This is a genomic window from Streptomyces sp. CA-106110, from assembly GCF_050936285.1.
GTDB lineage: Bacteria > Actinomycetota > Actinomycetes > Streptomycetales > Streptomycetaceae > Streptomyces.
In genome coordinates, this window is the sequence record NZ_JBNJNB010000002.1 from 299076 (window position 1) to 312387 (window position 13312).

Annotated in this window: 10 protein-coding genes and 5 pseudogenes; 7 read left to right on the forward strand and 8 right to left on the reverse strand. The window is 69.6% G+C overall.

Annotation, left to right across the window (positions count from 1 at the left end):
* Positions 1-81: 81 nt before the first annotated feature.
* A complete protein-coding gene (locus ACQEXA_RS59065) occupies positions 82-1254 on the reverse strand; it encodes a serine hydrolase domain-containing protein (protein ID WP_433134987.1) in 1173 nt (390 codons plus the stop codon).
* Positions 1255-2223: 969 nt separating this feature from the next.
* Between ACQEXA_RS59065 and ACQEXA_RS59070 the strand changes: the two are divergent.
* From ACQEXA_RS59070 to ACQEXA_RS59085, 4 genes and pseudogenes are all read left to right on the forward strand, one after another.
* Positions 2224-2328 (forward strand): annotated as a pseudogene (locus tag ACQEXA_RS59070) (transposase family protein); the annotation flags it as partial.
* A gap of 179 nt (positions 2329-2507) precedes the next feature.
* Positions 2508-3728, forward strand: coding sequence for an RNA-guided endonuclease InsQ/TnpB family protein (locus tag ACQEXA_RS59075; RefSeq protein ID WP_433134988.1), 1221 nt, complete (start codon positions 2508-2510; stop codon positions 3726-3728).
* 275 nt (positions 3729-4003) lie between these two features.
* Complete coding sequence (locus tag ACQEXA_RS59080) at positions 4004-4372, forward strand: GNAT family N-acetyltransferase (protein WP_432940944.1); 369 nt, start codon at positions 4004-4006, stop codon at positions 4370-4372.
* A 485-nt stretch (positions 4373-4857) separates the two neighbouring features.
* A pseudogene (locus ACQEXA_RS59085) lies at positions 4858-5121 on the forward strand (AAA family ATPase); the annotation flags it as partial.
* A gap of 110 nt (positions 5122-5231) precedes the next feature.
* Here the strand turns inward: ACQEXA_RS59085 and ACQEXA_RS59090 are convergent.
* The 6 genes and pseudogenes from ACQEXA_RS59090 to ACQEXA_RS59115 form a co-directional block, all read right to left on the reverse strand.
* Positions 5232-5390 (reverse strand): annotated as a pseudogene (locus ACQEXA_RS59090) (transposase); the annotation flags it as partial.
* A gap of 214 nt (positions 5391-5604) precedes the next feature.
* A pseudogene (locus tag ACQEXA_RS59095) lies at positions 5605-5923 on the reverse strand (IS6 family transposase); the annotation flags it as partial.
* Positions 5924-5977: 54 nt separating this feature from the next.
* Complete coding sequence (locus ACQEXA_RS59100; protein WP_432940947.1) at positions 5978-6163, reverse strand: hypothetical protein; 186 nt, start codon at positions 6161-6163, stop codon at positions 5978-5980.
* Positions 6164-6384: 221 nt separating this feature from the next.
* Positions 6385-7719 carry a helicase-associated domain-containing protein gene (locus ACQEXA_RS59105; RefSeq protein WP_432940950.1) on the reverse strand — a complete coding sequence of 445 codons (1335 nt, stop codon included), beginning with the start codon at positions 7717-7719 and terminating at the stop codon, positions 6385-6387.
* On the reverse strand, positions 7716-8444 hold the full coding sequence (locus ACQEXA_RS59110) for a hypothetical protein (protein ID WP_433134989.1): 729 nt from the start codon (positions 8442-8444) through the stop codon (positions 7716-7718). The genes ACQEXA_RS59105 and ACQEXA_RS59110 overlap by 4 nt, the downstream gene beginning before the upstream one ends.
* A 96-nt stretch (positions 8445-8540) precedes the next feature.
* On the reverse strand, positions 8541-8849 hold the full coding sequence (locus ACQEXA_RS59115; protein ID WP_432940956.1) for a hypothetical protein: 309 nt from the start codon (positions 8847-8849) through the stop codon (positions 8541-8543).
* A gap of 106 nt (positions 8850-8955) precedes the next feature.
* Between ACQEXA_RS59115 and ACQEXA_RS59120 the strand changes: the two are divergent.
* Both ACQEXA_RS59120 and ACQEXA_RS59125 read left to right on the forward strand, forming a co-directional pair.
* Positions 8956-9048: pseudogene (locus ACQEXA_RS59120) on the forward strand (single-stranded DNA-binding protein); the annotation flags it as partial.
* Positions 9049-9229: 181 nt separating this feature from the next.
* Positions 9230-10450 (forward strand): RNA-guided endonuclease InsQ/TnpB family protein, encoded by a 1221-nt coding sequence (locus tag ACQEXA_RS59125; protein ID WP_433134991.1) that lies wholly within the window; start codon positions 9230-9232, stop codon positions 10448-10450.
* Between the two features lie 181 nt (positions 10451-10631).
* Here the strand turns inward: ACQEXA_RS59125 and ACQEXA_RS59130 are convergent, their stop codons facing one another.
* On the reverse strand, positions 10632-11684 hold the full coding sequence (locus ACQEXA_RS59130) for a PP2C family protein-serine/threonine phosphatase (protein WP_433134992.1): 1053 nt from the start codon (positions 11682-11684) through the stop codon (positions 10632-10634).
* Positions 11685-12613: 929 nt separating this feature from the next.
* Here ACQEXA_RS59130 and ACQEXA_RS59135 point away from each other — a divergent pair.
* Complete coding sequence (locus ACQEXA_RS59135) at positions 12614-13306, forward strand: hypothetical protein (protein WP_433134993.1); 693 nt, start codon at positions 12614-12616, stop codon at positions 13304-13306.
* Positions 13307-13312: the final 6 nt, after the last annotated feature.

Here is a 13312-nt window from a genome sequence, read left to right on the forward strand (position 1 = left end):
GCCGGCGACACCAGGCCCGCCGCCACTGTCCCAGGCGGCGGGCCTGGTCGCTGAGATCACAACGCGTCTGCCGCGCGACGGTCAGCTCCCGACCGCCGCACGGTGGACCGCCCTGACGAAGCGGTCGTTCTCCGGGGCCGCGCCGCCGGGGAAGGCGTAGCGGCGGCGGGAGTAGCCGTACGCCAGGCCGCTGTGCGGGTCGGCGAACGCCTGCGAGCCGCCGGCGCCGCTGTGGCCGAAGGCGGACCGGCTGAGGAGCGGGTACCGGTCCGCCGACGCGGAGAAGCCAAGGCCGTACGCCTTGTACTCGCGGCTCACCAGGTCGTAACCGGCGGAGTGGATCTGCGTGAACTCGGCCACCGTGTTCGGCTTGAGCAGCGGCGCCTCGCCGCCGACCCCGCTGATGGCGACCGCGTACAGCCTGGCCAGGCCGCGCGCCGACGCGACGCCGCCGAAGGACGCAGGGCCGCCGGCACGCACGGCCCGGGAGTTGGGCAACGTCAGCATGTCCGTCGGCTGCGGGTGATTGCGGTTGTACGCGATGCCCACGAGGGTATGCGGTCCCGACGCGGACGCGTCCATTTCCCCCTGCTGCTCGGGAGTCGGCAGCATGGGCTGGATGTCGAGGACCCTCGACTCGTGCTCCTCGGGCAGGCCCAGGTAGAAGTCGATGCCGTAGGGGGCGCGGATACGGGACTCGTACACCGCTTGCAGACTCTGGCCCGTAACGCGCCGGACGACCTCGCCCGTGAGCGCGCCAATGACGAGGGCGTGGTAGCCGAAGGCGGCACCCGGGCGCCAGTACGGGCGCTGGGCGGCGAGGCGTTCGGCGATGGCCCGGTCGTCCGCGAGCTCCTGCAGCGAGAAGCCCGCGTCTGCCCCGACCACTCCGGCACGGTGGGCCAGCAGGTCGCGAAGGGTCACGTCCTGCTTGCCCTCGGCGCCGAACTCGGGCCAGTAGTGGCTCACCCGCTCGTCCAGGTCCAGCGTGCCGTCCTGAACGAGGAGGGCCACGGTGAGGTGGGCAGCGCCCTTGGTGGACGAGTACACGCCGACGAGCGAGTCGCCGGTGAAGTCGGGACCGGTCCACAGGTCCACGACCTGCCTGCCATCGAGGTAGGCGACCAACTGGGCGTCATAGTCGTCCCGCTCCCCCGCCGCGTAGGCGGCGAACTCCTCGCGTACAGCTTCATAGCCGTACGCAACGGTGCCCCGTACCCTGCGCGGGCCGCGAGTGGTGGGATCGCTCGGCATCCGGTCCTCCGTGATCGACAGGTCGTCATCGCCAGGCCGGACCCCCGGCCCGGTTCCCATTTCAAACGCAACTACAACCGATGCCCGCAGCCGGATATGCCAACGTGGGACGGTCCCGGCCGGGCAAACCTGCGCCTGACCGTACCTGATGCGCCGGCCCGGTTGACCTGCTGGGGGGTGGGAACGGAGGCTGGAGCGCCGTGCGTGCGGCGGCCGGCGCCCTACCGCTGCCGCGGGGTGCCGCGAGTCCGCGGGGTGTCCGCGCCGGCGCCGGCAGACATTAATCTGCGCGGCCGGCAAGGGGAGCGTCGCCCAGGTGTGCGCATGGCGGCCGGGGCTGGGCGGCCATGGCTGATATGCGGTGCTGGTGCGGGCGCCGTGTGACCGGAGTGCGACGCTCATTCCATGTCGCTCGTCCCTGACTTCGCGGGCCTCGCCGTGTACGACACCCTGGGCGGCATGTCCCCGTGGCTGTCGGCCGGCCTCGGCCGAGTGGCGAGGTTCCGGTGGAGGAATGGCGGCGCCGGTATCCCGTGTTCCCGCGGGTGCTGTTCGTCCTTGACGGCACGGGCCCCGCTGGCACCGACAACCGCATCAGTGCCCTCCACGCCGACGCCAAGCTCGCACGAGCCGATTTCCTACGCGGCGTGCCCATGCTGGCCGCCTCACTGACCGACCTTCTCCGAGACGGGCCCTCAGCGCCCGTTTGACGACCCGTGACGGACCCGGGACAGCAGGTCAGCTGGATGGACTCGCTGCGTGGCTGACCACATGGTGGGCCTTCCCTCAAGGCCGGATAGTTAGCGTTTTTGCAGGTCACGCAAGCGCATTGAGAGTTCGGGGGCAAAGCGCAACGGAGCTCGTCGGTACAGGCGGTCGACCAAGACAGCTTGTTTCGAGGAGTTCCGTTGCCGTTGCATTCTGTCCTGCCGTCTTCGCTGACGGCTATCACCTGTGCGGTCACTGTGGCCGCCGGCCGTCCCGGTCTGTGGGGTGCCAACCGGGCAGGTGCACGGGTATCACCGCCGGACAGTGACTGACGTTCCGGTGGACGGCCGCCGGGTCGTGGTTCACCGGCTTTCTCCGAGGATGCCCCGGCCTTCAGGCCGGGGAGGAATCGGACTCCTGCGGAGCAGGGCAGGGACAGCCGGATCGCCGTCAGGGCGATCCGGCGTCCACCCCGCACGGCCGTGATGCCGCCCACAACGGTCAAGAACTCTCAACTGTCAGTCCTCCCAGGTAGGTTCAGATGCATGACGACAGAAGCGACCACGAAGGACACCGGGCATGCCCGGTACACCTTCCGTGTACGCCTGTCGAAGACAGCCCGGCGCGCACTCGAAGCCGAGTGGGATCGCTGCCGCTGGATCTGGAACGAATGCGTGGCCAAGTCCCGGCAGGCCCACGCGCAGAGCAGAGCGGGCGGCGAGAAGTTGACGTGTGGTCCGGCGCAGCTGGACAGGATGCTGACCGACGCCCGCGGGGTGACAGCGTGGCTGGCCGAGGGCGCGAGCGTGCCGCAGCAGCAGGTGATCCGGGACTTCGCCAGGTCGAGGGCGAAGGCGCTGAAGGACATCAAGGACGGGCTTGCGCAGCACCGCCGGGCGGGGATGCCCCGCTTCAAGCGCAAGCGGGAGGCCAGGCCGAGCCTGAACTACACCCGGCGCGGTTTCCGCCTCAAGGAGGGCCGTCTGCACCTTGCGGGCCAGATCGTGCTGAGCGTGGTGTGGTCGCGGGCTCTTCCTGCCGACCCGTCGAGTGTGCGCGTGTACCAGGACACGCTCGGGCATTGGTACGCCTCCTTCGTCGCCCCGGCCCAGGTCGAGCCGCTTGTGGAGACCGGCCACGTCCTGGGCGTGGACTGGGGTGTGAAGGAGACCGCGACCACCACGGATGACGCCTACGACCTTCCGCATGCCGAACACGGCAAGCGGTCCGCTCAGCGGCTCGCGAAGTACCAGCGGATGATGGCCCGGCGCCGGCGACCGAAAGGACAGCGTGCATCCACCGGCTACCGGAAGGCGCAGGCACAGGCAGCGAAGCTGCACAGGAAGATCGCGCGGCAGCGAGAGGACACCGGCCGCAAGTGGGCCAAGGCCGTCATGCGCGATCATGACGGAGTGGCGGTGGAGGACTTCCGCCCGAAGTTCCTCGCGAAGACCACCATGGCCCGCAAGGCGGCCGACGCGGCCATCGCGGCGACGAAGCGTGCCCTGATCGAGATGGGCCGCAAGCACGCACGGGACGTCCGTCTGGTGCACCCGGCGCACACCACGATGGACTGCGCAACGTGCGGGGCGAGAACCAAGCACGCACTCCCTCTCTCGATGAGAACGTATGCCTGCACCGTGTGCGCAGCCGTGTCCCCCAGGGACAAGAACTCCGCCCGCGTGATGCTGGTCCGGGCAGGTTGGAACCCGGACGGTGTCGAGGGCGTAAGACCACCTGAGCCGCCGGCTCCGGTGGCAGCCTGAGCCGTACATCCCCGCTCAACCCTGGAGGGTGGAGAATCCCCTCCCTTCAGGGAGGGGAGCCTTCAAATTCGTGTCCGACGGCTGGTCTGTCCGGTCCTGGGCTGCCGGCGGCAGACCTTCCGCGAGCAGATCCCCGGGCTGCTGGAGCGCTGAACGGACCTCAGAGTCCAATTTAATCTCCCCTCAGGCTGCAGAAAGCCGCCATACTGGACTTGAAGGTCCGAAGCGGGGCCGTCCGAATGGTCGGCGTGACGACACGTTGGAGGGGTAAGGCGATGAGCGGCGAAGAGCAGGTGCCGGTAACCGAGCAGCTGATCGACAACATCGATCAAGGCCGCTTTGAGCTCTGCCGTGACGACGACCTGGTCGGCTGGCTCTACTACACCCACCTGAAGCCCAACCGGTACGCTCTTCGGCACACTGAGGTCGAGACGAGTCATCAGCACCAGGGTGTGGCGGGCGCGCTGGTGCGGCGGGTGTTCGACGAGATCCGCGCCCGCGGAGGCACGATCACCGCAATCTGCCCCTTCGTGGTCGACTACCTCTCGCGAACGACCGCCTATGCCGATCTAGTCGACGCCCGACACCCGGGCTACTCCGATCGTGCTGCTGCCGAGTCGGCGCGAGTGGCGGCCGGTGGCTGAGACGACCGGGCCGCAATCAGGAGTCCCCTCGGGGGAGCCCCATCGCGGCCTCACGACGTGCTGCCTCGAGCTCCTGGTGGCGGAGTACGGCGATTCCAGCCGCAGGCCAGCGTGATTCGGCACGGCTGGCCAACGCCGATGAGCTCACGTCTCCCCGATCGCCCGTAGCGTCAAGACATGGGTAAGAAGCGGAGTCCACCCGACGCTAACCTCCGGCCGAATGCGCGAGCTGGCTTTGGGGGTGCACCAACTGGATGCCCGACTGAAGCCCGCCGTCTCAACCGGTGATCGCGACGTGGAGAGCCATCGCGCAAGGGATTGGTGCCTCTGGGCTAACGCGGCCGGACACGAGGGCGGATGTGGCCCAAGCAAAGGGATCGGTGAGTGGAAAGACTGATGAAGGCGGTGGTTGGAAAGATCGTCGTGGCCGAGGCTGCGAGCGAGGCGGTAGTCAGTATCGAGTGGCCCTGGGGAAAGGCAAGCGGGTGCAGCGAACTGCGGGATCGGGCGGGTCCGGCGCGAGTGATCCCCCCGGCAGTCCGCGGTTCGTCGGCAGGCGGGCCGAACTGGCCTCGCTCACCGCTGCGTTGACCGGCCCCGCGACGCTCATCCTGGTCGAGGGCGAGGCGGGAATCGGCAAGAGCCGCCTGGTGCGGGAGGCGCTGAAGGCCTCGGACATCCACGGACCGCGTTTCCTGACGGCCGTCTGCCCACCGTTCCGTGAGGCGCTGACCCTCGGCCCGGTCGTGGAGGCCCTGCGCCACGGCAGCACCTCTGTCGCCGGCCTGCGGCTCTCGGCGCGTTCGGCCTCCCGCAGCCGACCACTCGCCTCGGCCGGCGCGGGCCGGTCGGAGAAAGCCGAGCCGTTGCGGCGCCACCGCGAGACCCAGCTGTGCAGCGTGCCGGGATGGACCCCGAGTTCCTCGGCGACCTTAGGGATCGGCTTCCCCGTCTCGATCACGATGCGTACAGCGCCCTCACGGAACTCAGCGTCGTACTTCTGTTGCTTGGACCCCATGAACTTCAACTTCGGCTTTCTTCGCCGCGGAGCTGGACCGCCCACTGCGCTGAAGGTCGCCTACATCGACCAGTACAAGGAGGAGTTCGGCGTCCAGCCGATCTGTGCGGCCCTCACGGGCACCGATGCCGAGATCGCGTCGAGCACCTACTACGCCGCCCAATCCCGCTCCGAGGCCGCCCGGACCGTCCGGGACCGGGAGCTGACCGAGGAGCTGCACCAGAATGTCCAGCACGTTGCCGTCCTGATCCACCGCCCGCCACAGGTACTGCCGCACCCCGTTGACCTTGATGAACACCTCATCGAGGTGCCACTTGTCCCCGGCCTGCGGCCTGCGGCCTGCGGCGGCGCAACGCGGCGGCGTACTCGGGGCCGAACTTCTCGCACCACTGCCGGATCGTCTCGTGGGAGACGATGATCCCGCGCGCGAGCAGCAGCTCCTCGACCTCACGGAACGACAGCGAGAAGCGGTGGTACATCCACACCGCATGGGAGATGATCTCCGCCGGGAACCGGAACCCCTTGTACGACACCGTCGCCTCGGTCTCCACGGCCAGCCCCTCCCTGGTGATCAACAAGCCCGACGATCATCCCAACCCGAAGGCTATGCGCTCAAGTTGACAACGCCTGCCACCGCACTCGCCGTGCGTCTGGGTGTCAGCACCCGCACCGTGGCCGAAGTCCGCGAGAAACGTTCCCACCTCCATCTCGATCTCGCGCTGCGGATTCGCCGCCTGCACCGTGACCTGATCGGCGTCGATCCCGTCGGCCAAGGCATCCGCCCCGCCGACGCCGCCCGCGTCCGCGCTGCAGCTGGGTGTACGCGCTGACACGCGCTCGCGTGTGGAGTTGGAACGGTACGTGGGGGTCAGCCGGAATACGGGCGGAACGGATGGCAGAGCTTCTTGAGAGCCGTTCGCAAGTGGAACCACGCCGGCGACGGTGAGGTCGCTTGTGGCAGGGACGTCTGGAGAGTTGTCGGGGTGAGTGGCTTTCAGGTGATGGGGTGTCCGAGGGTGAGGGCGGCTTTGCGGAAGCGGTCGAGTTTGTCGGCGGGGACGCCGAGGTGGCGGTCGCCGAGGCGGGTGGCGAGCGCGCGGATGCGCCGGTCGCTGGCCAGCAGTGCGCAGGTGGCTGTGTCCGCGCACTCGATCAGGTGGACGGGTCCGAGATCGCGGGCCTGGCCGACGCGCCGCTCGGCGTCGGCCAGGAGCGTGGCGACGGTGTCCGGCAGGGCGGTGGCGGCGCGGTCGAGGTAGGTGCGTAGTTCGGTGAGGTTGCGTCCGGCGTGCACGGCGGCCAGGAGGGAGGCGGGGCTCAGGGCCCAGGTTCGGTCGCCGGTGCGGGTGGCGAAGGCGTCCAGGAGCAGGGCCTGGGCCGGGGGTAGGCCGTCGAGGGCGACCAGGTCGTGGTTGGCGAGGACCTTCAGCCCTGTGGCGCTTGAGGCGGTGGCCGGTTCGGGGACGGGGACGGGGGCGGGCCCGGGGAGGTAGGTGGGGGTCTGGCCGGTGGCGTAGGCGCCGAGAGGGGTCAGGCGGATCGCGTGCAGGCCGTCGTAGCGGCTGAGGCGCTCCAGCCAGTCGCCGCCCCAGTTGTGCTGGTAGTCGTCGCGCGCCCCGGAAGGGTCCACGTACTCGACGTCGATCAGTCCCAGTGGTGCGGCGTACTCGAACAGCACGGCCATGGTGTAGCGGCCCTGGAGCAGTGCCCAGGGGTGGTGGCTGTCGTAGCCGAGGCTGCCGTACTCGGGGTCTTCCAGGTAGAGCTTCCACAGAGCCCGCTCGGAGCGTGCGACCGAGGGGTTGTGCCCTGCCTTGCGCATGGTGGTGAAGAGCTGGTCGACGGTGGTCCACTCGCCAGCGGCCAGGGCAGCCAGCGCGGCGCCGACGTGGCCGCGCCGTGGTTTGAGTGCGCTGAGCACGTTCGCGGCGCGCTGGCCTTTGACCGCTTCGACGCGGGAGAACTCGTCCAGGATCGTGCTGGAAAGCCAGCGTTGCCACAGGTGGGCCAGCACCTGGTGCGCGGGCTGGGTGAGGGCTTGCTGGCCGCGCGTGGTCAGCGCGAGCTTGCCGGCGGCCAGCTGGGCCAGGCCGCCGGCCTGCAGGAGCAGGGGCCAGGCGAAGGCGGCTATCGCCTCGTCGGGGTAGAAGTCGCCTGCGTCCAGTACCTCGGCCACCTGGGCGATGGTCGCGGCGGACGGGCGCAGTGTCTTGGCACTGCACTTCACCCGGCCCGCGGCGCACAGTTGCAGCAGTGTCCGCAGGTCGGCCTGGGCGCGGTGTTCGGTGAGGCGGATCTGCGGGGTCTCGGTGTCGTGCGGGTGGGTCACATCGGCCCCGAGGCGAGGACGTAGTGGTAGTTGCCAGCGCCGCGGGTGCGCTCCAAGGTGGCCAACACCGTGCGGGCGTCGTCGCGGGGACCGTTGAGATAGAAAGGCATCCCCTGGTTCCCGAAGCCGATCTGCGGTAGCGCGCCGGCTGGTTCCCCCAGTACTGCGGCGGCTTGCGTGAAACCGGGGGCCGGCTCGAACCCGAGCTCGCGGGCGTAGGCGACGGCCCCGTAGACGATGGCCTGCGCTTGCTCGATACCGATCGGCAGGGAGGGTTCCTCGAACGCGCTGTAGTAGGAGCGCCGGTGGGCCTCCAGCGAACCCGCACCCATGGTGCGGGGCTCGATCACGTTCTTGACACCCAGGCAGTACACGTCCACCAGCACACCGGTCACCGTCACCCGGCTTGCCCGCTCCCGGCGCGCCACCAGCAACTGCGCGAACCCTGCCCCAGCGGCGTCCTCACTCGCCGAGCCGTCCTGCGCCGCCCACCCAGGGCAGGCCGACAGGTCCAGCCCGCTGCTCCAGCCCGGGCTCACCCAGCAGCCCACCACCGGCCGGTCTCCCGGTTCCACCGCCTGGTCGGCTGCGGCGGCCCGCCGCACCAGCACCCCCGCCTGCCCGAGGCGAAGCCCCAACGCCCTCGCCACCTGCTTGGGGCCGCTGCCGGCCGCCCGCAACGCCCGTACCCGTTCCAGCAGCTCTGTGTCATCGTCTTCGCGCACCGCGCCATTGTGCCTGACCAGCCCGAACCCCCTCGCCGCCGACCGCGGACCCCTCCGAAGACCTGGTACCGTGCCCGAGCACAACCTGGCAAGGTGTCAGCCCGCCCAGTGGCGGTAGGCCTCGATCCATTGCGCACCACTCGGTGCGGGAGTGGGCAGGGGCAGATCGAGTAGCCCGATGGCCTGTCGCTGTTTGCCGCGGGCGCAGATCGCCACGATCCCACTCGCGGTGAGGTCGACGCCGATGACGCTCACTTCTACGCCCAGGACCGTCGTGGCGAACGGCATGGCCAGATGCTCCTCGACCATCGTGAACAGGCCCGTGACTTCCTCGTCCTCGCCGTAGGCGTCGACGGTGGCCTCCTCGACCAGCCTGTCCGGCTGGGCCCGGCTCCATGTCCCCATCCCGGCACGATACCGGCCGTGCCCGGCCGCTCATGGGGCGCGGGGCCAGGGCGATACAGGAACGAGTCGTGGACGGGTTGTCATAGGTCCGTGCGGGGCTGTGTGGATGCGTAACGACACACCGCTGACGGTGATCGGGAACCTCGTCGACGACCCGGAGTTGCGGTTCACCTCGGCCGGGGTCCCCGTCGCCAGGTTCACCGGGTTCCTCCGAGGATGCCCCGGCCTTCAGGCCGGGGAGGAATCGGACTCCTGCGGAGCAGGACAGGAAATAGGGGTTTCGCCTCCAGGGCGAAGGACCGTCCACCCGCGACGAGGTGAGCGAGCCCGTGGCGATCAAGAGGCCTCAACTGTCAGTCCCCCCGGGTAGGTTCGGATGCATGACGACAGACGCGACCACGGAGGGGGCCGGGCATGCCCGGTACACCTTCCGTGTACGCCTGTCGGCTACCGCACGGCGCGCACTTGAAGCGGAGTGGGACCGCTGCCGGTGGCTCTGGAATGAATGCGTCGCCAAGTCCAAACAGGTCCACCAGCAGAGCAAGGAGTCCGGCGAGAAACTGACGTGTGGTCCGGCCCAGCTCGACAGGATGCTGACCGAGGCCCGTCGGGTGACGCCGTGGCTGGCCGAGGGTGCCTCGGTGCCGCAGCAGCAGGTGATTCGGGACTTCGCCAAGTCGCGGGCGAAGGCGCTGAAGGACATCAAGGACGGGCTTCCGGTGCACCGCCGGGCCGGGATGCCCCGCTTCAAGCGGAAGCGGGAGGCCAGGCCGAGCCTCAACTACACGAAGCGGGGTTTCCGCCTCAAGGACGGTCGTCTGCACCTTGCGGGCCAGATCGTGCTGAGCGTGGTGTGGTCGCGGGCTCTTCCGGCCGACCCGTCGAGTGTGCGCGTGTACCGGGACACGCTCGGGCACTGGTATGTGTCCTTCGTCGCCCCCGCGCAGAGCGAACCGCTTGCCCTCACGGGGCGGGTGCTCGGGGTGGACTGGGGTGTGAAGGAGACCGCCACCACCACGGATGACGCCTACGATCTCCCGCATGCCGAGCACGGCAAGCAGGCCGCGCAGGGGCTCGCCCGCTACCAGCGGATGATGGCCCGGCGCCGGCGCCCGAAGGGCCAGCCCGCATCCACCGGCTACCGGACGGCGCAGGCACAGGCCGCGAAGCTGCACAAGAAGATCGCGCGGCAGCGGGAGGACACCGGCCGCAAGTGGGCCAAGTCCGTGATGCGTGATCATGACGGGGTGGCGGTGGAGGACTTTGGCCCGAAGTTCCTCGCGAAAACCACGATGGCCCGCAAGGCAGCCGATGCCGCCATCGCCGCCACCAAACGCGCTCTGGTCGAGATGGGGCGCAAGCACGCACGGGACGTCCGCCTCGTGCACCCGGCGCACACCACGATGGACTGCGCGCAGTGCGGAGCGAGAACCAAGCACGCACTCCCTCTCTCGATGAGAACCTATGCCTGCACCGTGTGCGGAGCCGTCTCGCCCAGGGACAAGAACTCCGCCCGCGTGATGCTGGTCCGGGCAGGTTGGAACCCGGACGGTGCCGAGGGCGTAAGACCACCTGAGCCGCCGGCTCAGGTGGCGGCCTGAGCCGTGAATCCCCACGCAGCCCTGGAGGGTGGAGAATCCCCTCCCTTCAGGGAGGGGAGCCTTCAATGTCGCCTCCGCGCCGCGCAGCTTCGACCGGGAGGCGAACACCTGGCGCGACGGGGAGCCGACGTTCCTGGACTGCAGCGCCTGGCGGCAGCTCGCGCCGGGTTGCGGGATGCGGTCAGGCGGTTTTGCGGATGGCGATGGCGGCGATGTCGTCGTTGAGGTTGTTGCCGCTGTGTTTGAGCAGGGCGTGGTGGAGGTTGTTCAGGACTTGCCGCGGTGCTGTGGTCAGCTGCTCCTGTGCCCAGGTGGCGAGGGGGAAGAATGCTCCGGTTGCGTCGCGGGTTTCGGTGACGCCGTCGGTGTAGAGCAGCAGGTGGTCACCCGCCCGGAAGGCAAATCGTTGGGGGTGGCAGGGGGTGGTGAGCAGGCTGCCGAGGTTCAGGGGCGGGGCGGGATCGTCTGTGTCGAGGGTGTCGATGTTGCCGTGACGCGCAAGCAGGGGTGGGGGGTGGCCGCAGCTGAAGATCGTGGCGTGGCTGCCGTGGCGGGGGATTTCCACGAGTACGGCGGTGGCGAAGAGTTCGGCGGGGTCTCCCTGGGCGAGGGCGGTCGCGTCGCCGCGGAGCAACGTGGCCTCCAGGCGTTTGGCGAGCTGGGTGAGGTCGGTGGCCTCGTAGGCTGCTTCGCGGAACGAGCCGAGCAGGGCCGCGGCCACGACGAGGGCGGGCAGTCCTTTGCCGCGGACATCGCCGATGACCAGGCGGATTCCGTGCCGGGTGTCGGCCAGGGCGTAGAAGTCCCCGCCTATGCGTGCGTGCGGGGTGGGGGTCTGGTACAGGGTGGCGATCTCCAAGGGGCCGACACGGCGTGGGATGGGCCGCAGGAGAACGTTCTGCGTGGTGTCGGCCACGGTGCGGACCTCGGTGAGCGTGGCCTCACGCTGCAGGCGCAGATGGCTGGCGTACGCGGCGGCTGCGGTGACCGCGCTGATGGCTCCGGCGGTGAACCAGAGGGAAGGGTCCGACGTCGCGACGGCGTAGAGCGCGACTCCCAACAGACAGGCCAGCCCGAGGAGCAGCGTGGGTACAACTGGCCACAGCGCCGCCGCGAGGGCGGGCGCGACGGGAAGCAGTCGATCGATGGTTACGTCGGGCGGCGTCAGCACCCCGAGGACGAAAAGAAGCAGTATCAGGAGTAGCGGCGAGACCAGCACCGGATCCTGACGCATGTGACCGACCCAGCGTGCTCCGCGCCCACCAAAAGCTCCCATAAGCGACAAAGTATAGGTAAAGGCCCAACCGATGGTTTTTGCGGGTGCGGGGCGGCCGCCGGGTTCGTGATGGTCGCGGTGCGGTGCTGTCAGGGAAGGGGTCGGGTGGCCCGGGGGCCTGGCCGTCCTCGATCGCCTTCAGGTGCCCGGTGTCGGCCTGCTCGCGAAGGTACTGCATAGCTTCGTGCGCCACACCGCCGCCTCACCCACCACGCACGTTGACCAGGCTGTCCTTCGGCTGCTTCAACTTGCCGGCCCACGTCTGCGCGTGGTCCAGCACGAGGAACAGCTCCTTTGGGAGGGGGAACTGCTCGTATGCCGGGATCCCCCGCCCAACTCGTGCAGCTCCCGCAGCCGGTTCACGATCCGACCGGTCTTGATCTCCCACAGACGGATCGGCGGGCGCTTCGGCCGGGGCTTTGCGGCCGCCTTCGAGGTCTTCCTCACCACGCTCGAAGTCTTCGCCGCCAGCCGGTTCCCCATCTGGGAACCGGCTATGACCACCCGGACCGACGACAACGGCGTACCGCGGTGCACCGGGAAACTCCACACTCCTTCAGGGGGATGCCCACCCCTCGGTAGCCGCGTTTCGGCAGGTCAGCGAATTGCGTCGGTTGGCCTCAGCAATGGTCTCCGGCTACCGGCCCCCAACTCGAGGCGCGCCCGAACGGGTCAATGCGGACATTGAGGGCCCTGGGGTGGCAACCTGCAAGGCGGGGTGCATGCGGGCCGAGAGATGCGGACGGCTCCTCGCCCGCGCGGCCATTGGCCGGTGTCGCGCCCGGGTCGTGCCCGCGCGTCAACCCGTGATCGGGAGCACTCTCCTTTGGGGTGACATACAGGGCGGCCGCCTTGAATTAATCGCACTCTTATTCGAATATCTCGCTATGGGTGCACCACCGGTAGCGAGCGACAGGGCGGGGAGCGGTACCCGTTCACCGGCGGCCTCTCCGCTGGCGACGCTGCTGCCCGGCGGGCGGGTCCGCGCGGGCACCGCGGTCAGCGCGGGCGGGGACATGCCGTTGCTGCTCGCGCTCGCGGCGGAGGCCTCCCGCGGCGCGGCCGGGTGGGCGGCGGTGGGGCTACCGCAGTTGGGCGTCCTGGCAGCTGAGGCCGCCGGTCTGGAACTGGCGCACGGGATGCGCATCGACACCCCGGGCCGGCAGTGGGCGCAGGTCCTGGCCACCGTCCTGGAAGCCGTTCCCGTCGTGGTGACCGGCTCGCTGGATGCGGTACCCGACCGGGTTGCGCGCCGCCTGGCGGCCGTGATGCGCCGCAGCGGGTCGGTCCTGCTGTCGGCCGGCGGCTGGCAAGGCGCGGAGGTGCGGCTGCGAGTAGTGGTCTCCTCATGGGAGGGCGTCGGCCAGGGGCACGGTCTGCTGCGCGCACGGCGGGTGACGGTGGCGGCCGCCGGGCGTGGGGCCGCTGTCGCGCCCCGGTATGCCGAGATGTGGCTGCCCGGCCCGAACGGTGCCATCGCCCCGGTAGGGCAGGAGGCGAGCGGTGGCCCGCTCGCCGTGCCCGCGACGCCTGCGGTGCGTGCGGTCGGGGGACGTGCGGGCCTGCGCGTGGTGGGGTGACCCGCC